General features: G+C 64.5%; 26 protein-coding genes. 14 read left to right on the forward strand and 12 right to left on the reverse strand.

What is annotated here, in order from left to right:
• Positions 1 to 2: 2 nt before the first annotated feature.
• The 8 genes from rplO (at position 3) to rplQ (ending at position 4,978) form a co-directional block, all read left to right on the forward strand.
• Entirely contained in the window at positions 3 to 437 is a 435-nt protein-coding gene (rplO, locus tag QWY74_RS07020) for a 50S ribosomal protein L15 (protein ID WP_264824350.1), read from the forward strand.
• Complete coding sequence (gene secY, locus QWY74_RS07025; protein ID WP_264824349.1) at positions 438 to 1,769, forward strand: preprotein translocase subunit SecY; 1,332 nt, start codon at positions 438 to 440, stop codon at positions 1,767 to 1,769.
• Between the two features lie 51 nt (positions 1,770 to 1,820).
• Positions 1,821 to 1,934: a 50S ribosomal protein L36 gene (gene rpmJ, locus QWY74_RS07030; RefSeq protein WP_141320928.1), complete on the forward strand. Its 114-nt coding sequence runs from the start codon at positions 1,821 to 1,823 to the stop codon at positions 1,932 to 1,934.
• A gap of 124 nt (positions 1,935 to 2,058) precedes the next feature.
• Positions 2,059 to 2,415 carry a 30S ribosomal protein S13 gene (gene rpsM, locus QWY74_RS07035; RefSeq protein WP_264824348.1) on the forward strand — a complete coding sequence of 119 codons (357 nt, stop codon included), beginning with the start codon at positions 2,059 to 2,061 and terminating at the stop codon, positions 2,413 to 2,415.
• Positions 2,416 to 2,454: 39 nt separating this feature from the next.
• A complete protein-coding gene (gene rpsK / locus QWY74_RS07040) occupies positions 2,455 to 2,841 on the forward strand; it encodes a 30S ribosomal protein S11 (protein WP_141320932.1) in 387 nt (128 codons plus the stop codon).
• 12 nt (positions 2,842 to 2,853) lie between these two features.
• Entirely contained in the window at positions 2,854 to 3,474 is a 621-nt protein-coding gene (rpsD, locus tag QWY74_RS07045) for a 30S ribosomal protein S4 (RefSeq protein ID WP_264824347.1), read from the forward strand.
• 82 nt (positions 3,475 to 3,556) lie between these two features.
• Complete coding sequence (locus tag QWY74_RS07050) at positions 3,557 to 4,555, forward strand: DNA-directed RNA polymerase subunit alpha (RefSeq protein WP_264824346.1); 999 nt, start codon at positions 3,557 to 3,559, stop codon at positions 4,553 to 4,555.
• A gap of 39 nt (positions 4,556 to 4,594) precedes the next feature.
• Positions 4,595 to 4,978, forward strand: coding sequence for a 50S ribosomal protein L17 (gene rplQ / locus QWY74_RS07055; protein WP_264824345.1), 384 nt, complete (start codon positions 4,595 to 4,597; stop codon positions 4,976 to 4,978).
• A gap of 194 nt (positions 4,979 to 5,172) precedes the next feature.
• Here rplQ and uvrA read toward each other — a convergent pair whose 3' ends face one another.
• Positions 5,173 to 8,040: an excinuclease ABC subunit UvrA gene (gene uvrA, locus QWY74_RS07060; RefSeq protein WP_264824344.1), complete on the reverse strand. Its 2,868-nt coding sequence runs from the start codon at positions 8,038 to 8,040 to the stop codon at positions 5,173 to 5,175.
• Between the two features lie 157 nt (positions 8,041 to 8,197).
• Between uvrA and QWY74_RS07065 the strand changes: the two genes are divergently transcribed.
• The 4 genes from QWY74_RS07065 to QWY74_RS07080 all read left to right on the forward strand — a co-directional run bounded on the left by QWY74_RS07065 (position 8,198) and on the right by QWY74_RS07080 (position 12,040).
• Positions 8,198 to 9,595, forward strand: coding sequence for an MFS transporter (locus QWY74_RS07065; protein ID WP_264824343.1), 1,398 nt, complete (start codon positions 8,198 to 8,200; stop codon positions 9,593 to 9,595).
• 91 nt (positions 9,596 to 9,686) lie between these two features.
• Complete coding sequence (ssb, locus tag QWY74_RS07070) at positions 9,687 to 10,244, forward strand: single-stranded DNA-binding protein (protein WP_264824342.1); 558 nt, start codon at positions 9,687 to 9,689, stop codon at positions 10,242 to 10,244.
• A 174-nt stretch (positions 10,245 to 10,418) separates the two neighbouring features.
• Positions 10,419 to 11,312, forward strand: a complete 894-nt coding sequence (locus QWY74_RS07075) for a sugar nucleotide-binding protein (RefSeq protein WP_264824341.1) — start codon at positions 10,419 to 10,421, stop codon at positions 11,310 to 11,312.
• Positions 11,309 to 12,040 (forward strand): lysophospholipid acyltransferase family protein, encoded by a 732-nt coding sequence (locus QWY74_RS07080; protein WP_264824340.1) that lies wholly within the window; start codon positions 11,309 to 11,311, stop codon positions 12,038 to 12,040. Before QWY74_RS07075 ends, QWY74_RS07080 begins: the two co-directional genes overlap by 4 nt.
• Before the next feature lie 104 nt (positions 12,041 to 12,144).
• Here the strand turns inward: QWY74_RS07080 and fabB are convergent, their stop codons facing one another.
• Together fabB and fabA are read right to left on the reverse strand one after the other, a co-directional pair.
• Entirely contained in the window at positions 12,145 to 13,359 is a 1,215-nt protein-coding gene (gene fabB / locus QWY74_RS07085) for a beta-ketoacyl-ACP synthase I (protein ID WP_264824339.1), read from the reverse strand.
• A 13-nt stretch (positions 13,360 to 13,372) separates the two neighbouring features.
• On the reverse strand, positions 13,373 to 13,888 hold the full coding sequence (gene fabA, locus QWY74_RS07090) for a 3-hydroxyacyl-[acyl-carrier-protein] dehydratase FabA (protein WP_264824338.1): 516 nt from the start codon (positions 13,886 to 13,888) through the stop codon (positions 13,373 to 13,375).
• Positions 13,889 to 14,107: 219 nt separating this feature from the next.
• Between fabA and QWY74_RS07095 the strand changes: the two genes are divergently transcribed.
• Positions 14,108 to 15,910: a putative bifunctional diguanylate cyclase/phosphodiesterase gene (locus QWY74_RS07095; protein WP_290314039.1), complete on the forward strand. Its 1,803-nt coding sequence runs from the start codon at positions 14,108 to 14,110 to the stop codon at positions 15,908 to 15,910.
• Here QWY74_RS07095 and QWY74_RS07100 read toward each other — a convergent pair.
• From QWY74_RS07100 to QWY74_RS07140, 9 genes are all read right to left on the reverse strand, one after another.
• A complete protein-coding gene (locus QWY74_RS07100) occupies positions 15,907 to 16,422 on the reverse strand; it encodes a DUF2878 domain-containing protein (RefSeq protein ID WP_290314040.1) in 516 nt (171 codons plus the stop codon). The two genes, QWY74_RS07095 and QWY74_RS07100, sit on opposite strands and share 4 nt — an antisense overlap.
• On the reverse strand, positions 16,419 to 17,687 hold the full coding sequence (locus tag QWY74_RS07105; protein WP_290314041.1) for an SAM-dependent methyltransferase: 1,269 nt from the start codon (positions 17,685 to 17,687) through the stop codon (positions 16,419 to 16,421). Before QWY74_RS07105 ends, QWY74_RS07100 begins: the two co-directional genes overlap by 4 nt.
• Positions 17,684 to 18,448, reverse strand: coding sequence for a DUF1365 domain-containing protein (locus tag QWY74_RS07110; protein ID WP_290314042.1), 765 nt, complete (start codon positions 18,446 to 18,448; stop codon positions 17,684 to 17,686). Before QWY74_RS07110 ends, QWY74_RS07105 begins: the two co-directional genes overlap by 4 nt.
• Entirely contained in the window at positions 18,442 to 19,749 is a 1,308-nt protein-coding gene (locus QWY74_RS07115; protein ID WP_290314043.1) for an NAD(P)/FAD-dependent oxidoreductase, read from the reverse strand. The genes QWY74_RS07110 and QWY74_RS07115 overlap by 7 nt, the downstream gene beginning before the upstream one ends.
• Positions 19,746 to 20,540: an SDR family NAD(P)-dependent oxidoreductase gene (locus tag QWY74_RS07120; RefSeq protein WP_264824332.1), complete on the reverse strand. Its 795-nt coding sequence runs from the start codon at positions 20,538 to 20,540 to the stop codon at positions 19,746 to 19,748. Before QWY74_RS07120 ends, QWY74_RS07115 begins: the two co-directional genes overlap by 4 nt.
• 64 nt (positions 20,541 to 20,604) lie before the next feature.
• On the reverse strand, positions 20,605 to 21,045 hold the full coding sequence (locus QWY74_RS07125) for a nuclear transport factor 2 family protein (protein WP_290314045.1): 441 nt from the start codon (positions 21,043 to 21,045) through the stop codon (positions 20,605 to 20,607).
• Between the two features lie 29 nt (positions 21,046 to 21,074).
• On the reverse strand, positions 21,075 to 22,487 hold the full coding sequence (gene phrB / locus QWY74_RS07130; protein ID WP_290314046.1) for a deoxyribodipyrimidine photo-lyase: 1,413 nt from the start codon (positions 22,485 to 22,487) through the stop codon (positions 21,075 to 21,077).
• A 37-nt stretch (positions 22,488 to 22,524) separates the two neighbouring features.
• Complete coding sequence (locus QWY74_RS07135) at positions 22,525 to 23,463, reverse strand: MerR family transcriptional regulator (protein ID WP_264824329.1); 939 nt, start codon at positions 23,461 to 23,463, stop codon at positions 22,525 to 22,527.
• A 95-nt stretch (positions 23,464 to 23,558) separates the two neighbouring features.
• Positions 23,559 to 23,930, reverse strand: coding sequence for a sirohydrochlorin chelatase (locus tag QWY74_RS07140; RefSeq protein WP_320109311.1), 372 nt, complete (start codon positions 23,928 to 23,930; stop codon positions 23,559 to 23,561).
• Between the two features lie 117 nt (positions 23,931 to 24,047).
• Here QWY74_RS07140 and QWY74_RS07145 point away from each other — a divergent pair, with 117 nt between their 5' ends.
• Positions 24,048 to 24,956, forward strand: coding sequence for a TIGR01777 family oxidoreductase (locus tag QWY74_RS07145; RefSeq protein ID WP_290314047.1), 909 nt, complete (start codon positions 24,048 to 24,050; stop codon positions 24,954 to 24,956).
• The last annotated feature ends 31 nt before the right edge of the window (positions 24,957 to 24,987 follow it).

The raw sequence follows: 24,987 nt of genomic DNA on the forward strand, positions 1-24,987 counted from the left end.
CCATGAAACTCAATAGCCTGAGCCCGGCACCGGGCTCCAAGCACGCCGAGAAGCGCGTTGGTCGTGGCGTGGGCTCCGGTCTGGGCAAGACCGGTGGCCGCGGTCACAAGGGCCTCAAGTCGCGCAGCGGTGGCAGCGTGAAGCCAGGCTTCGAAGGCGGTCAGATGCCGTTGCAGCGTCGCCTGCCGAAGTTTGGTTTCACCTCCGCCAAGGCGATGGTTTCCGAGGAAGTCCGTCTGGCCGAACTCGGCCGGGTCGAGGGTGGCGAGGTCACCCTGGAAAGCCTCAAGCAAGCCAACGTGCTCAAGGATGCCACCAAGCATGCCAAGGTCATCCTTTCCGGCGATCTGAACAAGGCGGTTACGGTCCGCGGCCTCAAGGTCACCAAGGGTGCCCGTGCTGCGATCGAAGCCGCCGGCGGCAAAGTAGAGGACTAAATGGCCAAGTCAGGAAACATGCCGGCGAAGGGCAGCGGTCTGAGTGAACTGTGGGCGCGTCTGCGCTTTGTGCTCCTCGCCATCGTGGTCTACCGTATCGGTGCCCACATTCCCGTCCCCGGTATCAATCCTGACCAGCTTGCTGCCTTGTTCAGGGAGCAGCAGGGCACCATCCTGGGCATGTTCAACATGTTCTCGGGCGGTGCCCTGGAGCGCATGAGTATCCTCGCGCTGGGCATCATGCCCTACATCTCGGCGTCGATCATCATGCAGCTGCTGACGGCCGTCTCGCCTCAGCTCGAGCAGCTGAAGAAAGAGGGCGAGGCCGGCCGCCGCAAGATCAGTCAGTACACCCGCTATGGCACGGTACTGCTGGCGTTCATCCAGGCTTCCGGCATGTCCGTCGGTCTGGCCAGCCAGGGTATCGCCTACACGGCTGATTTCAGCTTCTATTTCACCGCCATCGTGACCTTTGTCTGCGGTGCGGTGTTCCTGATGTGGCTGGGTGAGCAGATCACCGAGAAGGGGATCGGCAACGGGATTTCTCTGCTGATCTTCGCGGGTATCGTGGCCGGCTTCCCGGGAGCTATCGGCCAGGCGTTCGAGCTGGCACGCAATGAAGGTGCTTGGAACGTCCTGCCGCTGCTGGCCCTTTCCGCGCTGGGCATCGCCACAGTGGCGTTCATCGTCTTCATCGAGCGCGGCCAGCGCCGCCTCACGGTGAACTACCCGCGGCGCCAGGTCGGCAACAAGATGTACGCCGGACAGAGCAGCTATCTGCCGCTGAAGGTCAATATGGCGGGTGTCATACCCGCGATCTTTGCCTCGAGCATTCTGTTGTTCCCGGCGTCGCTGGGCCAGTGGGTTGGCGCCGGCGATGGCATGGAGTGGTTGCAACGGGCTTCCCAGGCTCTGGCCCCGGGGCAGCCACTTTACATCTTGCTTTTCGCTGCAGCGGTGGTATTCTTCTGCTTCTTTTACACAGCGCTGGTCTTCAATCCCAAGGATGTCGCCGACAACCTCAAGAAGTCGGGGGCTTTTCTGCCGGGTATTCGCCCCGGCGAGCAGACCGCTCGCTATGTCGACAAGGTCATGACCCGTCTGACCTTGTTCGGTGCTCTCTACATCACTGCGGTTTCCCTGATGCCCCAGTTCCTGATCGTGGCGTGGAACGTGCCGTTCTTCTTTGGCGGTACCTCGCTGCTGATCGTGGTGGTGGTGGTCATGGACTTCATGGCCCAGGTGCAGTCGCACCTCATGTCGAATCAGTACGAGTCGGTGATGAAGAAGTCGAACCTGAAAGGCTATGGCAGCGGTGGTGTCATGCGCTGATGGCGTAGCCGGATGACCCGGCGCGCCACAAGCCGAATCTGGAGAAAGAACATGAAAGTTCGAGCTTCTGTAAAGAAAATGTGCCGCAAGTGCAAGATTATTCGTCGCAATGGCGCCGTGCGCGTCATCTGCAGCGAGCCGCGGCACAAGCAGCGCCAGGGCTGAACCCCTGGGCTGTGATGAACCGGGTGCCGGCATGCCCCTTGCCCTGTAGCGGGAAAAGGGGTATGCTGTTGCGCCTTTTAAAGATGATCCAACGAGCAAGCCGCTCAAATTTCGGAGTAAGCTGATGGCCCGTATTGCAGGCGTCAATATCCCGGACAACAAGCAAGCGGCGATCTCGCTGACCTACATCTTCGGGATTGGCCACACCACTGCACAGGATATCTGTGTGGCGGCTGGCATCGCTCCGACCGCCAAGGTGCAGGAACTGTCTTCTGAAGAGGTTGACACCCTGCGCGCCGAGGTCGGCAAGCATACCGTTGAAGGCGATCTACGTCGTGAAGTGACGCTTAACATCAAGCGCCTCATGGACCTGGGTTGCTATCGTGGTCTGCGTCATCGTCGTGGTCTTCCGCTGAACGGTCAGCGTACCAAGACCAATGCGCGTACCCGCAAGGGCCCGCGCAAGCCGATCCGCAAATAACACGCACGTTCTGGCGTAACGACAGGAATAGACATCAACATGGCTAACCCGCGTAGCAACCGTAAAAAGGTTAAAAAGCAGGTAGTGGATGCGGTTGCGCATATCCACGCCTCTTTTAACAACACGATCATTACGATCACAGACCGCCAGGGCAACGCTCTGTCATGGGCGACTGCCGGTGGTTCGGGTTTTCGTGGTTCTCGCAAGAGCACCCCGTTCGCTGCTCAAGTGGCAAGTGAACGTGCAGCAACTGCTGCAGCCGATTATGGTGTGAAAAACGTCGACGTGCTGGTCAAAGGCCCCGGTCCTGGCCGTGAATCCGCCGTGCGTGCACTGAATGCCGCCGGCTTCCGCGTGCAAAGCATCACCGACGCGACGCCCATTCCCCACAATGGCTGCCGTCCGCCGAAGAAACGCCGCGTTTAAGGAGACAGATTCATGGCTCGTTATATTGGACCGAAGTGCAAGCTGTCTCGTCGTGAAGGCACCGACCTCTTTCTGAAGAGCGGTGTGACTCCCTTCGAGAAGAAGTGCAAATCCGAGCAGATCCCGGGTGTGCACGGCCAGCGCCGTCAGCGTATTTCCGAATACGGCTCGCAGCTTCGCGAGAAGCAGAAAGTCCGCCGCATGTATGGCGTACTCGAAAAGCAGTTCCGCAACTACTACAAGGAAGCGGCCCGTCAGAAGGGCGCTACCGGTGAAGTGCTGTTGCAGCTGCTGGAATCCCGACTGGACAACGTCGTCTATCGCATGGGCTTCGGCGCCACGCGTTCCGAGGCGCGTCAGCTGGTCAGCCACAAGGCGATCGCGGTCAATGGCCGAAGCGTCAATGTGGCGTCCTACAAGGTCAAGCCGGGTGACGTGGTCTCCGTCCGCGAGAAGGCCAAGAACCAGGCCCGCATCCAGAATGCCCTGGCCATCGCGGCCAACCGTGGTGATGTGAGCTGGGTCGAGACGGATGCCAAGAAGATGGAAGGCACATTCAAGGCCCTGCCTGAACGCGGTGACCTGTCTGCCGACATCAACGAAAACCTGATCGTCGAGCTGTACTCGAAATAAGCGGCCCGGCCGCACTGCTTCCCGGTGACGGGGAGCAGGTTTCAGTACCGAGTATCCGTTTGGCAGCCTGATAGGTGTTCATATGCAGCGTTCAGTGACAGAGTTTCTCCGTCCTCGCGATATCAAGGTCGAAGAGACCAGCGCACATCACGCGAAGATTGTGCTCGAGCCCTTCGAACGTGGCTTCGGCCACACACTGGGCAATGCTCTGCGTCGCATCCTGCTCTCCTCCATGCCCGGCTGTGCCGTGGTCGAGGCCGAGATCCAGGGAGTCGAGCACGAGTACAGCGCGATCGAGGGTGTTCAGGAAGATGTGATCGAAATTCTCCTGAACCTCAAGGACGTGGCGATCAAGATGCATAGCCGCGACGAGGCGGTGCTCTCGCTGAACAAGCAGGGCCCGGCCGTCGTGACAGCGGGTGACATTGCTCTCGACCACGATGTCGAAGTCGTCAATCCCGAGCATATCATTGCCCACGTCAACGAAGGTGCCGAGCTGAAGATGCAGCTCAAGATCGCGCGCGGTCGCGGCTACGAGCCGGCCGATGTGCGTGGCGAAGGCGACGACGAGTCTCGCACTATCGGCCGCCTGCAGCTGGATGCAACCTTCAGCCCCGTCCGTCGTGTTTCCTACTCCGTCGAAGCGGCTCGTGTCGAACAGCGTACTGACCTCGACAAGCTGATCATCGACCTGGAAACCGACGGCACCCTGGATCCGGAAGAGGCGATCCGTCGCAGCGCGACCATCCTGCAGGAGCAGTTGGCCGCGTTTGTTGACCTGGAAGCCGACAAGGAACAGGAAGTCGAAGAGGAAGAGGATCACATCGATCCCATCCTGCTGCGCCCCGTAGACGATCTCGAGTTGACCGTCCGCAGCGCCAACTGTCTGAAAGCCGAGAATATCTACTACATCGGAGACCTTATTCAGCGCACCGAAGTCGAGCTGCTGAAGACTCCGAATCTCGGCAAGAAATCGTTGAACGAGATCAAGGACGTGTTGGCCGCTCGTGGCCTGTCCCTTGGCATGCGGCTGGACAACTGGCCACCCGCTAGCCTGAAGGACGACAAGGCCTCCGCGTGAGTGTCGACTCGAGTCCCAGTTTGGTAAGGAATTACAACCATGCGTCATCGTAAGAGTGGTCGTCATCTGAATCGCACCAGCTCACATCGCCAAGCCATGTTCAAGAACATGTGCGTGTCGCTGGTCGAGCATGAAATGATCAAGACAACACTGCCCAAGGCCAAGGAACTGCGTCGTCATATCGAGCCGCTGATCACCCTGGCTAAGCAGGATAGCGTCGCGAATCGTCGTCTGGCCTTCAGTCGCACCCGCTCCAAGGAAGCGGTCGGCAAGCTCTTCAATGAGCTGGGTCCGCGTTACGCCGAGCGCCCGGGCGGTTACGTCCGTGTGCTGAAGTGCGGCTACCGCACCGGCGACAACGCCCCCATGGCCTACGTCGAACTCGTCGACCGTCCGGTCATCGAGGAAGCCGCCGAGGACTGATCCTCGCGCGCAACCTCGCGGCGAAACAAAACCGGCTCCCCAGGGAGCCGGTTTTTTAGTTTCGAGCTGGCAGAGCGGCGCTGCACGCCTGGAAGCTGGAAGACGAGCTACGAGCTACGAGCTACGAGCCCGAGTCGCGACTTTGCGCTGCTCGTGGCTCGCGGCTCGTCACTCGTTTGAGCTTCGCAACTGGGTCATGCCTCCGCGCTGCTCGTGGCTCGCGGCTCGTCACTCTTGGCGCGTTCGAGCATCGGTTTGAGGAAGCGTCCGGTGTGCGAGGCGCTTTCCCTGGCGACCTGTTCCGGGGTGCCTTCGGCGATGATGCGGCCGCCGCCGGAGCCGCCTTCCGGGCCGAGGTCGATGAGCCAGTCGGCGGTCTTGATGACATCCAGGTTGTGCTCGATGACCACGATGGTGTTGCCGTGGTCGCGCAGGCGGTGGAGCACGCCGAGCAACTGGCGGATGTCCTCGAAGTGCAGGCCGGTGGTCGGTTCGTCGAGGATGTAGAGTGTCTTGCCGGTATCCCGCTTGGCCAGTTCGCGTGCCAGCTTGACGCGTTGCGCCTCGCCGCCGGACAGCGTGGTGGCACTCTGCCCCAGGCGGATGTAGGACAGGCCGACATCCATCAGGGTCTGCAGGCGCCGGGCGATGGCCGGTACCGGCGAGAAGAATTCCAGGGCCTCCTCGACGGTCATCTCGAGGACCTCGTGAATGCTTTTGCCCTTGTAGGCGATCTCCAGGGTCTCGCGGTTGTAGCGCTTGCCCTTGCAGACATCACAGGGCACATAGATATCGGGCAGGAAGTGCATTTCGACCTTGATCATGCCTTCGCCCTGACAGGCCTCGCAGCGGCCGCCCTTGACGTTGAAGGAGAAGCGGCCGGGCTTGTAGCCGCGGGCCCGTGCCTCCTGGGTGCCGGCGAACAGCTCGCGAATCGGCGTGAAGATGCCGGTATAGGTGGCCGGGTTGGAGCGCGGCGTACGGCCGATGGGACTCTGGTCGATGTCGATCACCTTGTCCAGGTGCTCGAGGCCCTGGATGCCGGCATGCGCCGCCGGACTGAGGGCCGTGGCGCGGTTCAGCTCCCGGGCGGCGATCGGCATCAGGGTCGAGTTGATCAGGGTCGACTTGCCCGAGCCGGAGACGCCGGTGACACACACGAAGAGTCCCAGCGGCAGGGTCAGGGTCACATCCTGCAGGTTGTTGCCGGTGGCGCCCGACAGCACCACCTGTTTCTCCGGGTTGCCGGGAATGCGCCAGGGCGGTACCTCGATGCGCCGCTCGCGCGACAGGTACTGGCCGGTCAGCGACTCCGGCGTGGCCATGATGTCCTCTGGGGTGCCCTGAGCGACGATGCGGCCGCCATGCACGCCGGCCCCCGGCCCGATGTCGAGGACATGGTCCGCGGAGCGGATGGCGTCTTCATCGTGTTCCACCACGATGACCGTATTGCCCAGATCGCGGAGGCGTTCCAGGGTCTGCAGCAGGCGGTCGTTGTCGCGCTGGTGCAGGCCGATGGAAGGTTCATCGAGGATGTACATGACGCCCACCAGTCCGGCGCCGATCTGGCTGGCCAGGCGAATCCGCTGGGCCTCGCCGCCGGAGAGGGTTTCGGCGCTGCGCTCCAGGTTCAGGTAGTCGAGACCGACATTAACCAGAAACTCCAGTCGCGCGCGAATCTCGTTGAGGATCTTCTCGGCGATCTCGCCCTTGCGGCCCGGCAGGGAAAGCGCCTGAAAATAGGCCAGGCCTTCGCCGATCGGCAGGCCCACCACGTCCGGCAGGGTCTGGTCGTCGATGAACACATTGCGCGCTTCCTTGCGCAACCGGCTGCCCTGGCAAGCCGGACAGGCCTGGGTCGAGATATAACGGGCCAGCTCCTCGCGTACCGAGCTGGATTCGGTTTCCCGGTAGCGGCGCTGCATGTTGGGCAGCACCCCCTCGAAGGGGTGCTCGCGGGTCACCTTGCGCCCCCTGTCGTTGACGTAGTGGAAGGCCACAGGGTCCTTGCCGCTGCCATGCAGGACAATCTCGCGCTCGTGACGTGCCAAGTCCTGCCAGGGGGTTTCCAGGGCGAAGCGGTAATGCTCTGCGACCGCCTGCAACTGGTTGAAGTAGTAGACACTGCGACGATCCCAGCCCTTGATGACGCCCTCGGCCAGCGAGAGCTCCGGGTGGCTGATCAGCTTTTCTGCGGCGAAGAACTGCTGCACTCCCAGGCCATCGCAGGAGGAGCAGGCCCCGGCGGGGTTGTTGAACGAGAACATGCGCGGCTCGAGCTCGGCGATCGAGTAGCCGCAGACCGGGCAGGCAAAACGCGACGAGAAGGCCAGATCCTCGGCTTCGCCGTCCATGAAGTGGACGATCGCCGTGCCGTCGGCCAGCCCCAAGGCCGTCTCGAACGACTCAGCGAGACGCTGGGCAAGCCCCTCACGGACCTTGATGCGATCCACCACCACGCTGATGTCGTGCTTCTTGTTCTTGTCCAGCGGCTTGATGTCATCCAGCTCGAGCACCTGGCCGTCGACCATGGCACGCACGAAGCCCTGGGCGCGCAGTTCGGCGAGCAGTTGCAGGTGCTCGCCCTTGCGCCCGCTGACCACCGGGGCCAACAGCATCAGCTTGCTGCCTTCGGGCAGCGCCAGGACCTGATCGACCATCTGCGAGATGGTCTGAGCTTCCAGGTCCTCGCCATGCTCCGGGCAGCGTGGTGTCCCGGCGCGTGCAAAGAGTAGCCGCAGGTAGTCGTAGATTTCGGTAATCGTGCCCACGGTCGAGCGCGGGTTGTGGGAGGTCGATTTCTGTTCGATGGAAATGGCCGGCGACAACCCCTCGATGTGGTCGACATCGGGCTTTTCCATCATCGACAGGAACTGCCGGGCATAGGTCGAGAGTGATTCCACATAACGCCGCTGGCCTTCTGCATAGAGCGTATCGAAGGCCAGCGATGACTTGCCTGAACCGGATAGACCGGTTACCACGATCAGCTTGTCTCGCGGCAACTCGACGTCGATTTGCTGGAGGTTGTGGGTGCGCGCACCGCGAACCAGAATCTTGTCCATTCCCACCTCTGCGAGACACGGTAAAAAGTCGATTATACGTGGCTGCTCGTGGCCGCGGCAAAGCCTGCCCGGCTTTGGCTTTCCTCGGGTGCTGGCAAACCGCTAGAATATGCACTCCATTCAAGGGCGCTTGCCCGTTCACGGAAACGCCACCCCTATGCGAAAGGTCTCTGGACTGCTGTTGCCCTCGGAGCGACGCGCCATTGTCGGCCTGGCCGGCCTGTATGCCTCGCGCATGCTGGGACTGTTCATGGTGCTGCCGGTGCTGGCCCTGTATGCCGAGGATCTGCAGGGCGCGACTCCCTTGCTGGTGGGGCTGGCGCTGGGGATCTATGGCCTGACCCAGGCGGCGCTGCAGATTCCCTTCGGCCTCGTTTCCGATCGTATCGGTCGCAAGCCGGTCATTGCCGTCGGGCTGTGTCTGTTCATCCTGGGTAGCATCGTAGCCGCCGAGGCACAGAGTATCGGCATGGTCATCGCCGGTCGCTGTCTACAGGGCAGTGGCGCCGTGGCAGCGGCCATAATGGCCCTGCTGGCCGACCAGACCCGAGAGGAAGTGCGCACCGCCGCCATGGCCACGATCGGCCTGTCGATCGGCGTTGCCTTTGGCGTGGCCATGGTGCTGGGGCCTCTGGTGTCGGCGCAATTCGGCCTCGGTGGCGTCTTCTGGTTCACGGCCGCCTTGTCGGCCCTGGGCATGCTGGTACTCTGGAAGCTGGTGCCGCCTGCGCCACGCCGTGCCAGACACCAGGATGTCGGTCTCGACCGTGACCAGTTGAAGCACATCCTGGGGCGCATGGATCTGTGGCGCATGGACGCCTCGATCTTTGCCCTGCACCTGATTCTGATGGCGCTGTTCGTGGCCGTGCCCTTTCGGCTGGTCGAGGCCGGCATTCCTGGCGCGCAGCATGGCTGGGTCTATCTGGGGCTCATGGGCATGGCCTTCGTGCTGATGGTGCCGTTGGTGATCGTGGCCGAAAAATGGCGCCGCATGAAACCCATGTGCCTGGGCGCGATAATCGCCATCACCCTCAGCCTGGCGGGCCTGGCCGGTCTGGCGCAAGGGCTCCACGGCTTGTTGTTGTGGCTGCTGATGTTCTTCGTGGCCTTCAATCTGCTCGAGGCGACGCTGCCGTCATTGCTTAGCAAGCTGGCCCCGGCCGGTGCCAAGGGCACGGCCATGGGACTCTACTCGACCAGCCAGTTCCTGGGCGCCTTCCTGGGTGGCGTGATGGGCGGCTGGCTGTCTCAGCAATGGGGGCTGGATGCGGTTTTTGCCGGATGTGCCATGCTGGGGGTTGCCTGGCTGATGCTGATGCTCGGCATGACCCCGCCTCGCCACCTTTCCAGCGAGGTGGTCGCGTTGCACCACCAGCATGATGAGGCCGCCATGGATACCCTGATGGCCAGGTTCGCCGATGTGGCGGGCGTCGAGGATGTACTGGTGGTGCCCGAGGAAGGGCGCGCCTATCTCAAGATTGACCGACAGCGCCTCGATGAGCAGGCCCTGGCACACCTGGTCGGCCGAGCAGAGCAGCCGCAGGACAAGGCTTGAAGCACTGGGTCGCAGCACCCTGACATGATGGTGGCGCCGGTTAACCGGTGCCAAGGAATCCGCAGCATCACGTATTGATAAGGAGTCAACCATGGCCCGTGGCATCAACAAGGTCATTCTCATCGGCAACCTCGGGCAGGACCCGGAAGTGCGCTTCACGGCCTCCGGCTCCGCGGTGGCCAATCTCAACCTGGCGACCACCGATACCTGGATGGACCGTCAGAGTGGTCAGCGCCAAGAACGCACCGAGTGGCATCGCGTGGTGATGTTCAACAAGACCGCCGAGATTGCCCAGCAGTATCTGCGCAAGGGCTCCAAGGTCTACATCGAGGGCCGCCTGCAGACCCGCAAGTGGCAGGACCAGAACGGCCAGGACAGGTATTCCACCGAGGTCGTTGCCAACGACATGCAGATGCTGGACGGTCGCAGTGACGGTGGCCAGGGTGGCGGCAACTTCGGCGGCGGCCAGCCGCAGCAGGGCGGCCAGTATGGCCAGCCGGCCAATCAGGGCGGTGGGCAGCCGCAACGTGCGCCTCAGCAGCCAGCGCCCCATCAGGGCGGGCAGCAGCAGGGTGGCCAGCAGGGCGGCAACTACGGCGCCCCGGACCCCGGCAGTTTCGATGACTTCGATGATGAAATCCCGTTCTGATCGCTGACCCCAGGGCGTCGTCACCAGGCCCCGGTCCAGCGGGGCTGGTGCGTTGAGGGGAAATACGGCCGGTATCCTGCCACTCCGGGTGTGGACCTGGTGTAGAATGGTGCCCGCTCCGGGACGCCTTGTGGCGTCTCCCGAGCCCGGCCGGACCATCGAAAAGGAGTTGTCGTGAAGCTGCTGATACTGGATGCCGGTCATTGCCTGAGCCTGGCGCTGGTGCGCGAGGCCAGTCGGCGCAGTGATGTCGAGCTGGTCATCGAGCCGAGCCTCGAGATTACTCAGCAAAGGCTCGATGAAGTGGCGCCGGATGCCCTGATCATTCCGCCCCTGTCTCGTCCCATCAATGCCGAGCCGGCGTCGGTCACCGCCCACGCCGAAGCCGTGGAGGCATGCCTGAGCGTCTGCCAGCAGGGCGAGGTGCCGCTGGTCTGGTGTGTGTCCGATCAGTTATACGAACAGGGCCATGAGTCGCCCATCGACGAGCATGTGATCCCCGAACCGCGCGATGAGGATCTCAGGCGCCTGGTCCAGGCCGGCAACCGGATTCGCGCCGAGTGGCCGCGTCACCTGATCGTGCGGCTTGGGCCCTTGTTTGCCCTGGACGGCAGTCACGCCTGGCTCGGCGAGCTGCTGGATGGTCTGGTCAGGGGTGAGGAGCAGCGGGCCGCCTCGGATGTGGTGCTCTGTCCGACATCCTGTGATGCCGTCGCCATGGCATTGATCGGCATGCTGCAGCAGCAATCCTGCGGGGCGCAGGCCTGGGGCAGTTATCATCTGGCGGGCACCGAGCCGGTCAGTATCTATACCTTTGTCTCGATGGTACGCACCCAGTTGCAGACCCGCCTCGAGGGACGTGGCGAGTCCGTTTCGCTGGGCGCTGTCAAGGCACTCAATCATCATCACGACCAGCCGTTGCGCCGTGTGCTCAATTGCCGTCGTGTACTGGAAGTCTTTGGCGTGCACCAGAAGCCCTGGCGGCTGGAGGTCGAGCGCATGCTGGATCTGTGGTGCCTGGCCCGGGATGCCGCAGAGGACCATGGCAGGGAGTCCGGCAAGGCATGAATGTCGTTCGCAGCACCATCTTCTATATCGGCTATTTTGCCGCCATGCTTGTCTGCGGTGTGCTCTTCCTCCCGCCGTCGCCGTTCCTGCCATTGGCCAGCCGCTACCGGCTGCTCAACCTCTACAACCACTTCATCATCGCCTGGTTCCGCCTGGTGTGCGGGGTCCGCTACGAGATTCGCGGCCGGGAAAACCTGCCCGAGGGTGCCTGTGTGCTGTTGTCGAATCACCAGTGCGAGTGGGAGACGGTCTATCTGCAGTTGCTCAAGCCGCCGGTCTGTACCGTACTCAAGAAGGAGCTGTTGAATTTTCCGATCTTCGGCTGGGGGCTGCGCCTGCTGCACCCCATCGCGCTGGACCGCTCCCGGCCGTCGCGGGCCATGAAACAGGTGCTGACCCAGGGCAAGCAACGCCTGGAGGAAGGGTTGTCGGTACTGATCTTTCCCGAGGGCACCCGCGTCGAGCCAGGGCAGCAGCGTCGCTACAACAAGAGTGGCGCCGTCATCGCCTGCCGCGCCGGCGTGCCGGTGGTGCCGGTGGCGCACAATGCCGGCGAACGCTGGCCCGGCCGTCACTGGGTCAAGCAGCCGGGGCGCCTGACCCTGGTGGTCGGTGAACCCATCGAGACCGCGGGACGCAGCGCGGAAGAGGTGCTGGCGGAGACCGAGGCCTGGATCGAGGCGCGGCTGAGCGAAATTTCCGACGTGCCGCGGCCGGTGCCCGCCTGACCGGGGCACTCGCCCCGGAGTGCCTGAGGCCTTCAAAATCTGAGACCTTCAAAAAAGGCGCCCCGAGGGGCGCCTTGAGTCATCTGCCGTGGCCCCCGGGGCCCTCAGTCGCGATACTTCTCGAGCACCAGGCAGGCGTTCGTGCCGCCGAACCCGAAGCTGTTGGACAGCACGCGCTCCACGTGGGTGTCGCGCCGCTCGGTGACGATATCGAAGCCCGCTGCCTGCTCGTCGAGGTTCTCAACATTGGCGGAGGCCGCGATGAAGTCGTTCTTCATCATCAGCAGCGAGTAGATGGTTTCCTGCACCCCGGTGGCGCCCAGCGAGTGGCCGGTCAGCGACTTGGTGGAGCTCATCGCCGGCGTCTCATCGCCGAAGACTTCCCGAACCGCCTTGAGTTCGGCGACGTCACCCACGGGCGTGGAAGTGCCGTGGGTGTTGATGTAGTCGATCCGGCCGTCGACCGTGGCCATGGCCTGGCGCATGCAGCGGGCGGCACCCTCGCCGGAGGGCGCGACCATGTCGTAGCCGTCGGATGTGGCGCCATAACCGACCAGCTCCGCATAGATGGTGGCGCCACGTGCCTTGGCGTGCTCCAGCTCTTCCAGGACCAGCATGCCGCCGCCACCGGCGATGATGAAGCCGTCGCGCGCCTGATCGTAGGGGCGCGACGCCTGCTCGGGCGCGTCGTTGTACTGGGTGGAAAGGGCGCCCATGGCGTCGAACAGGCAGGACAGGGTCCAGTGCTCTTCCTCGCCGCCGCCGGCGAAGACCACGTCCTGCTTGCCCAGCTGGATCTGTTCCATGGCACTGCCGATGCAATGGGCCGAGGTGGCGCAGGCCGAGGAAATGGAGTAGTTGACGCCCTTGATCTGGAAGGGCGTGGCCAGGCAAGCCGATACGGTGCTGCCCATGGTGCGGGTGACCCGATAGGGACCCACGCGGCGCAGTCCCTTGTCACGCATGACATCGGCCGCCTCGACCTGGTTGGCACTCGAGGCGCCGCCCGAGCCGGCGATCAGGCCGGTGCGCTCGTTGGAAACCTGTTCCGGTGTCAGGCCCGAATCCTCAATGGCCTGATTCATCGAGACATAGGCATAAGCGGCGGCATCGCCCATGAAGCGCTTGAGCTTGCGGTCGACTACGGCATCCAGGTCGATGTCGACGACACCGGCCACCTGGCTGCGGAAGCCGCGCTCGGCATAGTCTTCCTTGAAGCGAATGCCCGACCGCCCCTGGCGCAGTGCCTCGAGCACCTGTTGTGCGTCATTGCCCAGGCAGGAAACGATGCCCAGGCCGGTGACTACCACTCGTCGCATGGAAGCCTCCTGTTCAGAAATTCGCAGTGGAGGTGAAAAGGCCGACACGAAGGTCATTGGCCTGATAGATGTCGCGGCCATCCACGGAGACGGTGCCGTCGGCCATGCCAAGAATCAGGCGCCGGGTGATGATGCGCTTGATATTGATATGGTAGGTGACCTTGCTGGCCTCGGGGAGGATCTGGCCGGTGAACTTGACCTCGCCACACCCCAGGGCACGCCCGCGGCCGGGATAGCCCATCCAGCCCAGATAGAAGCCGACCAGCTGCCACATGGCATCCAGGCCCAGGCAACCGGGCATGACCGGGTCGCCGGGGAAATGGCAGCCGAAGAACCACAGGTCCGGATGGATATCCAGCTCGGCAATCAGCTGGCCCTTGCCGTGCTCGCCGCCTTCTTCGTGGATGTGCGTGATGCGATCGAGCATCAGCATGTTGGGTGCCGGCAGTTGGGCGTTGCCGGGGCCGAAAAGTTCGCCACGGCTGCATGCCAGCAGTGCTTCGCGATCAAAGGAATGTTGCTTGGTCACTGAGTCGTTCCGAGAGTCGAGATAACTGTATGCCGTGTCACGGCATGCGGCCGCCAGGCGGTACTGCCTAGTCTACTGTCCGCGTTCGTCGAATGCACGTCGAGACGCAACAGCGCATTTTTTCCGTCCCTGGCGTAAAGTCGTGTCTAACGGGTTGCCGGATCCAGCATGCCATGATGGCATGAGCGCCGGTGATCTTCATCTTATACGTGAGTGTCGATGATCATGTGGCCCCGGTTACGCCTTGAACGGCTGTCGTTTGTGCTGATGCTGGGCCCTGTGCTGGCAATGCCCTGGCTATCCTCACCGGTCTGGCGGGGCGCTGTTGCCTGTCTGCTGGTGCTCTCTGCCGGGCAGGCCTGGCGTCGCTGGCAAGACCTGCAGGCGCACGAGCGGGTGCAGCGCGAAGCGCTGGCCGTGGTCGAGGAAGGAGTCGTGGTCACCGATGCCGATTACCGCATCCTGGACGTCAATGCCGCGATGACCCGGGCCTCCGGTTACACCCTGGAGGAAGTCCGCGGCTGGCATGCGACCCGACTCTCGGCGCCGCGACATGATGCTGCCTTCTTCGAGCGCCTCTTGCAGAGCGCACGGTCCGTCGGCCGCTGGGAGGGCGAGTTCTGGCATCGCCGTAAGTCGGGAGGCGTCTATCCGGCATGGCTCAAGGTGCAGCCCCGGCTGGGGTCGCGTGGCGAGCTTCAGGGCTATGTCTGTGTGTTGTCGCCCATCTCATCTCAGACGGCCGGCGCCAGGGACCTTCGGCGCATCGGCTTCGAGGACGCCCTGACCGGCCTGCCCAATCGACGCCGCTTGCATGAATTGCTGGGCTCGCGATTGTCGCGCCTGACGCAAGGCGAATGCCTGGATCTAGCCCTGGTGGATATCGATGGCTTCCGCGCCATCAATGAAGGGCTGGGCAGCGAAACGAGTGACCGACTGCTGGTGCTGATCGGCCAGCACCTGAACGAGTTCGTGCCGAATGGCGTGGTCGGCCGTTCGGGCGGCAATCAGTTCATGCTGCTGAGGTCCGGCGGCGGCGAGGATCATGATGACTGGATCCAGCGCTTGCAGGCCTGGATGGCCACTCCCTTCGCGCTGGATGGCCGCTCCATGCGGCTCGGTGCCACCATCGGCAGCTGCCAGGCGCCAACGGACGGCATGCGTGTCAGCACGCTCAGGCAATGCCTCGAGACGGCGCTGTTCAGCGCCAAACGCAATGGCCGCAATCATGCCCTGCGCTACAGCCCCGGCCTGGGGTTCCATGGGGCCACGTCGATGCGCATGGTCAATGACCTGCGCAGTGCGCTGGCGATCGGCGGGCAGCTGGAGCTGCACTTTCAGCCTCAGTACCGGCTGGCCAATGATGCCCTGACCGGGCTCGAGGTTCTGCTGCGCTGGCGCCACCCCCATGAAGGTCTGATCCTTCCTGCCGACTTCATCCCCATGGCCGAGACGCATGGCCTGATGGCATCAATGGGCAACTGGGTGATCGACCAGACCCTGGCGCAGATGGCCTGCTGGCGCGACCGGGGTCAGCTCCGGGTGCCAGTGTGGGTCAATGTCTCGCCGGTCCAGCTCTTTCAGGGCAAGCTGGAGGCCGCCCTGCAGGCGGGGCTGGCACGCCATCGTCTGGAGGCCCGCTATCTGGGGCTGGAGCTTACCGAGTCGACCCTGCTCGATGAACGGGCCGGTGATGTCGTCCCCCGGCTCGAGGCCCTGCGCGAACGAGGCCACCCCACCGCCCTGGATGACTTCGGCACCGGCTACTCGTCGCTCGGCTACCTGACACGCCTGCCGCTGGACAAGCTCAAGCTCGACCGAACCTTTGTCGAGTCCCTGCCGGAAGATCGCTCCAATATCGCCATCGTCAATGCTGTTCTAGCCATGGCCGAGGGCCTGTCCTTGAAAGTGGTAGCCGAAGGCGTGGAAACGCTGGCCCAGCGCGACTTTCTGCGTGCCGCCGGTTGCGGCGAGGCCCAGGGGTACTGGTACTCGCCACCGCGCATGGCATCGGAGATCTAGCCTCGGGGCCGCGCCGGGGATGGTGGGCGGGGCTGCCCAAGCTGCCGCGAGACCCCCAGGCAGAGGAGCAGCCAGACCAGCGCCTCGGCCGGCAGCAACCAGGGCGCCAGGTCCACCTCGGCCAGGCGGGCCCCACCGAAATAGGACATCGGCGCGCTGAGCGCACCCCCCAGCATGGCCAGCCGCGGGTGGGGCCACAGCCAAGCCAGGCCATGGTGCAGCGTGCTGGCAAACAGCGGCCAGAGTAGCCACAGCCAGACAGGCAGGGGCCCCAGTCGCCAGGCGTCATCGGGGAACTGAAAGCCGCCGGCCAGGGCGAGGCCGCCATCGACCCCCAGTCCCAGCAGGGCAAAACCGGCCAGCCAGCGCCACTCGCCCGGATACGCCATGAAGCGCAGGTGCAGGGCCAGCAGGATGGCCACCGTGACCAGTCCGATCAGGCTGCCCCCCAGTACGCAGGCCAGCCAGCCGAGCTGAAAGCCCGCCAGATTGGCGATCAGCCGGCCCTTCATGGCGCCCCCGTCAACGGCGCGGGGCGGGCCCCCGGCTTGGCCATCAGCAGGTGGCAGGTGCCGATGGTGCGCTCGAGAAATCCCCCCTCGCAATAGCCCAGGTAATAGCGCCACATACGGATGAATCGCTCGTCGTAGCCCAGGCGGCGTACCGTCTCCAGGTTGTCGTCGAAGCGCTGGCGCCACTCGCGCAGCGTACGGGCATAATGCAGGCCGATCTCGTCCAGGGCGACCAAGTTCAGTGTGGTGCGCCGCGTCAGGCCATCCAGAATGGCATGGTGAGACGGCAGGAAGCCCCCGGGGAAGATGTAGCGTTTGATGAAGTCCATCTCCCGGCTGGCGGCCTTGAAACGCTGGTCGCGGATGGTGATGGCCTGCAGCATGGCCAGCCCATCGTCGGTCAGCAGACGATCCAGGGTGACCAGGTAGGTATCCAGATACTGGTGGCCGACCGCCTCGATCATTTCCACCGAGACCAGGCGGTCATAGCGTCCGCTCAGCTCCCGATAGTCCTGCTTGAGCAGGGTGACCTGCTCGGCCAGGCCCTCTTGCGCCAGGCGTTGCGCGGTGTGCGCATACTGTTCCTCGGAAATGGTGGTCGTGGTGACCCGGCACCCACGGGTCCGCGCGGCATGGATTGCCAGGCCACCCCAGCCGGTACCGATCTCCAGCAGATGGTGATGCGGCTGGACGTCCAGCTTGTCGAGCAGCAGGTCGAGCTTGTGCGTCGAGGCCTCCTCGAGGCTGGCCGCCGGATGCGGGAAGACCGCACTGGAATACATCCAGTGGTGCTGATCCAGGAAGGTGGCAAAGAGGTCGTTGCCGATATCGTAATGGGCCGCGATATGCCGTCGTGAGCCGCCCAGAGTGTTGCGCCGCAGGCCATTGGCCAGGCTCAGCAACCAGCGCGCCAAGGAGGCCATGCCGCCTTCTATGTCCCGATTGACCCTCTCCAGATTGGCGGCCAGCAGGCGTACCAGCGACACCAGGTCGTCGGTGTCCCAGTCACCATCCATGTAGGCTTCTGCCGCCCCCACCGTGCCGCCCAGGGCGAAACGCCGCCAGGCCCGGGGGCGGTGGATGTGCAGGGTGACACAGCGTTCGTCACCCTGGCCAAGCTGCTGTTGCTGTGCTTGCTCGACGAGGGTCAAGCGCCCGCCTTTCAGGCTGGCCAGCTGCGGGATCAGGCGTGCTCGGCACCAGCGTGAAAGCCGGTCTTCCTTGCCCGAAAGTCGGGGAGTCTCAAGGGTACGGGGCGAATTCACGGGGGTGTCTCCTCATGCGTGGGACGGGAATACCAGGGGATGCGTTTCAGCCATAGACGCAGTGCCTCGAAATGGATGCCGGCCAGAGTCTTCAGCGGCATGCCGGGATGCCGTGCCAGGGTCGCCAGCAGGTGCCGGCGGGTGGCCGGCATGGCGCTCAGCGACAGCGTCGCGTCGAAATGTCGCCGGGCGTCCTGCAGGATGTCCATGTGCAGCTCCAGTGCCTCGCCGGGCGTGTTGAAGCGCCACTGATACTCCATTTCCATGGGCAGAAAGGGCGAAACGTGCATGGCCTTGAGAAAGGCCGCGCGGTGACCATGACGCTCCGGGTTCACGCGACACGCATAGTGCGTGCGTTCCCCCCAGGGGGTGTTGGTCACCTCGCCCAGGACGGCGCATAGCCGGTCCTCGGCATCGTAGGCGTAGTACAGCGAGATCGGGTTGAAGCCCACTCCCAGGGTGCGCAGTTGCGTCAGCAGGCAGATACGTCCCTCGGGTGCCTCGCCGAGCTGGCGCTGCAGCTCGGCGCGCACGGCCTCCTTCAGGCAGGGGGTCTCCGGCGACAGGTAGTCTGCGCGACGGAAGCGCACCAGCGCCGGCCGGCGGGCGCTGAAGCCGGGCACGCCATCGAAGAGCTCGGGCAGCTCGTCCAGGTCCAGCCAGGCCATCCACAGCCGATAGCGAAAGGCGTGATAGCGGGGCGTGAAGCGCCGGTGCTGCAGCCAGCCACGGTAGAGGCACGAGCGCGGCCGGGTCAGCATGGCGAGGTCTCCGCGGCGGGTTCCTCGGCGCCCAGCGCCCTGGCCACGCGCAGGGCGCTCCAGACGCCATCCTCATGGAAGCCGTTGCGCCAGTAGGCACCACAGTAATGGGTCAGGCCCCGGGGGCCGGAAATCTCCGCATGACGTTGCTGGGCGGCCTGACCGGCCAGCGTGAAGCGCGGGTGCGCGTAGCGATACTGCCCCAGGATGGTCTCGGGGACCATGGCGTCATCATCGTTGAGCGTCACGCACAGTGTCTTTGGGGCCTGAAGACGCTGGAGGATATTCATGTTGTAGGTGACCGAGGCACGCGCCTCACGACCCCGGCCATCCAGGCGATAGTTCCAGCCCGCCCAGGCGCGCGGCCGACGCGGCAGCAGGCGCGTATCGGTATGCAGGACCACGCTGTTGTCCTGATAGGGCAGGGCCCCGAGGATCTCGCGTTCGGCGTCGCTGGGGTCTTCCAGCACGGCCAGCGCCTGGTCGGCATGGCAGGCCAGCACCACCTGGTCGAAGTGCTGGCGACCCGCGGCCGTGCGCACCTCGGCCTGCTCGGCATGGCGCCTGACTCCCAGCACCGGTGTGTCGAGATGGATGCGCTCGGCATAGGGCGCGGTCAGGGCCGGGATGTAGGCGCGTGAGCCACCGACGATGGTGTACCACTGAGGGCGCTGGGTGACCGACAGCAGGCCATGGTGATGAAAGAAGCGCACGAAGAAGCGCAGCGGAAACTGGCGCAGGTCCTCGATGCTGGCCGACCAGATCGCTGCCCCCATGGGCAGCAAGTAGCGGTCCTGAAAGGCCTGCCCATAGCCACGCGCATCGAGGTACTCGCCGAGGGTTAGGTTCTCGGCCAGGCGCTGCTCGCTCAGCTCGCGGGTGGCTTCGCGGTTGAAGCGCAGGATGTCGCGCAGCAGCCCCAGGAAGGACGGCTTGAACAGGTTGCGGCGCTGGGCGAAGAGTGACGTCAGGGTATGGCCGTTGTACTCGAAGTCGCGCCGGGTCTCGTGTACCGAGAAGCTCATCTCGGTGGGCTGGGACTCGACCCCCAGGGCCGCGAGCAGCCGCTGGAAGTGAGGGTAGGTGCGATCATTGAAGACGATGAAGCCGGTGTCGACCGCATACGGCTGGCCCTCGAGGGTCACATCGACGGTCGCGGTGTGGCCGCCCAGCCGCGGGCCGGCCTCGAACAGCGTGACCCGGTGGCGCTGTGACAGATACCAGGCGGCCGCCATGCCGGCGATGCCGCTGCCGATGACCGCGATACGCTGACCGGGTCGCGTGGCGTCGGCGGACGTCATGACGTGGTCTCTCCTGTGGTGTTCTGCCGGCTCATGCGGCGTCCCAGCCGAAAGCGCAGCCCGGGGGGCAGGATGCCCAGGAGTTTCAGCATCAGGGTGAAACGGCGCGGGAAGTGAATGTCCAGTCGGCGTGCCGCCAGGCCGCGCAGGATGGCGTCGGCCGCGGTCTCGGTATCGATGCGCATGGGCATGGCAAAGTCGTTGCGATCGGTCAGCGGTGTCTTCACGAAGCCGGGGTGAATGATGCTGACGCCGATACCCTCCTGGTCCAGATCGAGTCGCAGCGACTCGAGGAAATGGCTCAGGGCCGCCTTGGACGCCCCGTAGGCCTCGGCGCGCGGCAGCGGCAGGTAGGCAGCGGCACTCGAGGTGGCCGCCAGCAGGGGCTGGCCGCCCTCGGCTCGGGCCTGTCGCAGCAGGGGCAGCGCGGCCTCGATACCGTAGAGGGTGCCGGTGAAGTTGGTGGTGAAGACGCGCTCGATCAGGGCCGTGTCGAAGTCCCGAGCCTCCAGGTACTCGCAGGTACCGGCATTGAACAGCGCCATGTCGAGGCCGCCGAAGTGGGCGCGGATCTGCTCGGCGGCCTCCAGCAGGGCGGCCCGGTCGGTGATGTCGACCGGCAGGATCAGCGCATTGTCGCGCCCCTCGGCCAGCTCCGCCAGATCCTCCTGGCGGCGGGCGCTCAGGGCGACACGATGCCCCTGGTCGAGCAGCCGCCGGGCCAGGCTGAGGCCGATCCCGGAGGTGGCGCCGGTCAACCAGATGCGTTGTGTCTGTGGCAGTGACCCCATAGTAGTCTCCCGAGGCGGAATTTATTGGCAATTCTGCAGTTACGTCCCGGCCGCGCCCTGGGTTTCATGCCGCGGCACGCTGCTTCAGGCGGCGGATGACCCGCCCCAGAATCGGTAACTGCTCATAAAGTAGCTCACCGGCATCGAAATAATCCCGGTGGTCACAGACCTTGTCGGATCCATCCGCGGCGAAAGTCAGTCGTGAACAGCCCTCCACCCTGTAGGATTTGCCCCCGGCCAGCCGTGGATGCGCCACCGACATGGTCCACACCACGAACGCCTGCTCCTGCTGACGCAGCCCCTGGTGAAAGGTGAAGTGGCACTGGCTGACGTTGGCGTACAGCGCATCGAAATACGCCTGCAGCGAGTCGAGGCCAGTGACCTGATGCAGGGGGTCGCGAAAGCACACGTCGTCGGTGTAGATCTCGCCCAGCCTGTCGGTGCTCGCCTTGTCCAGTTCATGGTAGACATCACAGAAGCGGCGAAGTGACATGTCCTGCAGCATGGAATACCTCCCTTGTTGCCCGCGAGCGTTCAGGCACTCAGGTTCTTGAAGGCGTCGAGTGCCCGAGCCCGAGCCGCACGATGCTCGACTAGCTGAGCGGGATAGCCTGCGGCCTTACGCTGCTGGGCCGAGGGTTCATGGCGCGCCTGGGCCGGTAGAGCAGCCAGCTCCGGCACCCAGTGGGCAATGAAGCGTCCGTCCGGGTCGAAGCGCCGGGACTGGGTCGTCGGGTTGAAGATGCGAAAGTAGGGCACCGCATCGGTACCCGTCGAGGCCGCCCACTGCCAGCCCCCATTGTTGGCCGCGAATTCGCCGTCCACCAGGTGCTGCATGAAGAAGGCCTCGCCTCGGCGCCAGTCGATCAGCAGGTGCTTGGCAAGAAACATGGCCGTGACCATGCGCAAGCGGTTGTGCATCCAGCCGGTGTGACGCAGTTGACGCATGGCGGCATCCACCAGGGGGTAGCCGGTGCGGCCTTCCTGCCAGGCCTTAAGGCTCTCGTCGTCCGACCGCCAGGGCAGGGCTTCGGTATGTGGCTGAAAGGCATGATGCCGGCATACCTCGGGAAAGCCGACGGCCACATGCTGATAGAACTCGCGCCATATCAGTTCGTTGACCCAGGCCACCAGACCGGCATCGCCCTCGGCCAGCCGCCCGTCATTCTCGGCGAGCACCGCCTGCATGCACTGCCGATAGGAGATCATGCCCAGCGCCAGGTAAGGCGACAGCGTGCTGGTCCCCTTCACGGCGGGAAAATCGCGCTGCTCGACATAGTGACGCCCGCGGAAGCGCAGGAATCGCTCCAGTCGGTCGCCCGCCGCCTCTTCACCGGCTGGCCATTCCTCGGCGGCCGCCGGCGCATCCTGCCAGGCCGGGGCCTCGGGGGGCGGGTCCGTCGCCACGGGAAATGCCTGTTGCGGAGCCGGGGCGTCGCGCAGGGTCAGGCGCTCGCCGCTGAGCTGGCGATGCCAGGCCTTGGCGAAGGGCGTGAACACCTTGTAGTAGTCGCCCCCGCCGGTCAGCAGTTCACCGGGCGCGTAGGCCACCGCATCATGATGGCCGATGGCCGTCAGGCCGGCTTCGTCGAAGGCCCGGGTGACACGGGCATCGCGTCGCGCCTCGTTCCAGGGATACTCGCGGTTGAAATGCAGGCGCTTTGCGCCGACCTCGCGGGCGATGTCCAGCAGCGTCTGCGGCACCTCGGTGTCATCCTCCAGGTCGCGGTGCAGCAGGGGAATATTCAGCCCCTGAAGCGTCTCGCGCAGCGCCAGGACGCCGCGATGCCAGAAGTCCAGCTTGTTGTCACCATGGCCATGCTGGCGCCACTGCCCCGGGGTGCGCAGGAAAACGGCCACCGCCGGGCCTTCCCGAGCGGCCTGTGCCAGGGCCGTGTTGTCGTGTACGCGCAGGTCGCTGCGAAACCAGATCAGGCTTGGTGTCATGCGGGCTCCGGGAGTCGGTTGTCGAGTGAAGGGAGCATCAGCGCGGGGCATCCGCCGTGGGTGGCCTGTCGACCAACAGCGCTTCCAGCCGGCCGATGGCCTCGGCCAGCTGGTCACCCAGCGAGATGACGTGCCGGTTGTCGATGTCGTTAGCACGGATGCGGGCCACCGGGCCGCACAGGGCCAGCGGTGCATCCAGCTGCTCGGCCAGGCGGGGCAGCTGGTGCTTGATCAAATCGGACTTTTCGGCCTTGCCGCTGGTCATCACGATCAGGTCGATGCCCAGTCGCTCGGCGGCCAGGTTCATACCCCGGGGCGGCAGCGGCGCATCCAGCAAATGCACGCGGTGGCCCTGCTCGCTGGCCAGCAGAGCGATGAGCAGCCCCCAGAGCGGGCTGTCGGCGTCCGGCAGAGAGGTCACAAGCACCTGGCGCGGCCCCGCCTGGGGATTGGCGTGGTACAGCCGTGTGCCGATCCGGGTCCGCAGGAAGGCCTCCAGTACCCGGCGCTGCAGCGCCATGCCCTGGTGCTCGTCGGCGCTTTCCTCCAGCGCCTCGACGACCGGCTGCCAGAGCCGTTCAATGCACACCCGAGCGGGGTACAAGGCCAGCACCTGGTTGAACAATGCATCCAGGCGCGGGCTGTCCAGCGCCTCGATGGCCGCCATCAATTGCTCACGCTGATGGGCCCAGTCATCCGTCTCGGGGCCAGGACGCGCCGTGAGCTCTGGCTTGTCGAGCAGCTCGCGCACCTGGCTGACGGGGACCCCACGATTCAGCCACTGCAGGATGGCCTCTACGCGTTCGATATCCTCGCGGGCATACAGGCGGTGTCCCTTGGGGGTTCGGTGCGGCCGCAGCAGGCCATAGCGACGCTCCCAGGCGCGCAGGGTGACGGAGTTGACGCCGGTGAGTCGCGATACCTCGCGAATCGGGTAGCGTGGCGTATCACCGGGGAGATTCGCCTTTTGACTCATGATGGCCTCATGATGGGGGGCTGGAGGGGCGAGCGCTTCAGGCCAATTGTTGTACAGCGCTGAGGCATTGTACAACTCGTGTCTCAACGCTGCACTCAGCGGGCATCATGCTCGGCGATCACCCCCGCCAGCGCCTCGATGAAGGCCGGGTGCTCGCCCACCGGGTCCAGCAGGTCAAGCTTGACATCGGGATGCTGGGCGCTCATGGCCTCCACCTTGGCGGGCACGTCCTTGCGTAGATGGCGGCCGGCGGCAAAGAATAAGGGCAGGATCTCGACATGCTCGAAGCCTTCCGCGGCGAGCTGGGCCACCGTGTCTTCCAGCGAGGGATCGCAGAGCTCCATGTAGGCCAGGTGTAGAGGCTGGCCCAGGCGTTCGGCCGAGGCCTGGTGGATGCGCTCGAAGGGCTCGCGCCAGCGCGGGTCGCTCGATCCGTGAGCCATCAATATCAGCGCCTTCTTCATCATGCGGTCTCCAGAGAGTAGTGTGGCCGGAATACATTCAGGGTGCGATCAAGCTTTTGCCATGCAGACTAGCAAAGGTGTATAACCGTTGTATAACACAGCTCCATCAAGGAGAACTTCATGCGTGTATTGATCACCGGCGGAAGCGGGTTCGTGGGCCAGGCCCTGTGTCCGCTACTCAAGGAGCAGGGGCATCGCCCGATGGTGGTGTCGCGCTCCCCCGAGCCCGCACGGGCCGTGCTGCCCAGTGGCACGGACATTCGGCGCTCGGCGCTGGATTTCGTCGATACCCCGCCGGATGCCATCGTCAACCTGGCCGGCGAGTCGATCGCCGGCAAGCGCTGGAGCGAGGCCCAGAAGGAACGCCTGGTGAACTCGCGGGTCGAGACGACCCATGAACTGGTCAGACTCTGCGAGCAGCTCTCGCACACCGGCCATGCCCCCGACGTGATGGTATCCGCCTCGGCCATGGGGTATTACGGGGATCAGGGGGACCAGGAGGTCGACGAGGATACGACACCGCATGACGAGTTTGCCCACCGCCTGTGTCAGCGCTGGGAAGAGGCTGCCCAGGGGGTTACCGAGTTCGGCGCCCGGCTGGCGATTCTGCGCATCGGGCTGGTGCTCGACAAGGACGGAGGCACCCTGAAGAAAATGCTGCCGGCCTTCCGTTTGGGGCTGGGCGGACGACTGGGGCACGGCGAGCAGTTCATGCCCTGGGTACACCGCCACGACCTGGTGCGCATGATCGTCTTCCTGCTCGACGGCGACCAACATACGGGTGCCTTCAACGGCAGTGCGCCGCATCCGGTGACCAATGCCGAGTTCACTCACCAGCTGGCACAGCACCTCAAGCGCCCCGCCCTGATGCCGGTGCCCTCCAGAGTGCTGGAGGTGATGCTCGGCGAGATGTCGCGCCTGCTGCTGACCGGCGCCGACATGCTACCGCGTCGCCTCGAGCAGGCAGGCTTCGAGTTCACCTACCCGACCCTCGACAAGGCGCTGGACGATATCCTCGGCAGTTCCTGAGAGGGCGCCCGCGCTCAGCCGGGCCAGCGCG

The sequence above is a fragment of the Halomonas almeriensis genome, assembly GCF_030409235.1.
Lineage (GTDB): Bacteria > Pseudomonadota > Gammaproteobacteria > Pseudomonadales > Halomonadaceae > Halomonas > Halomonas almeriensis.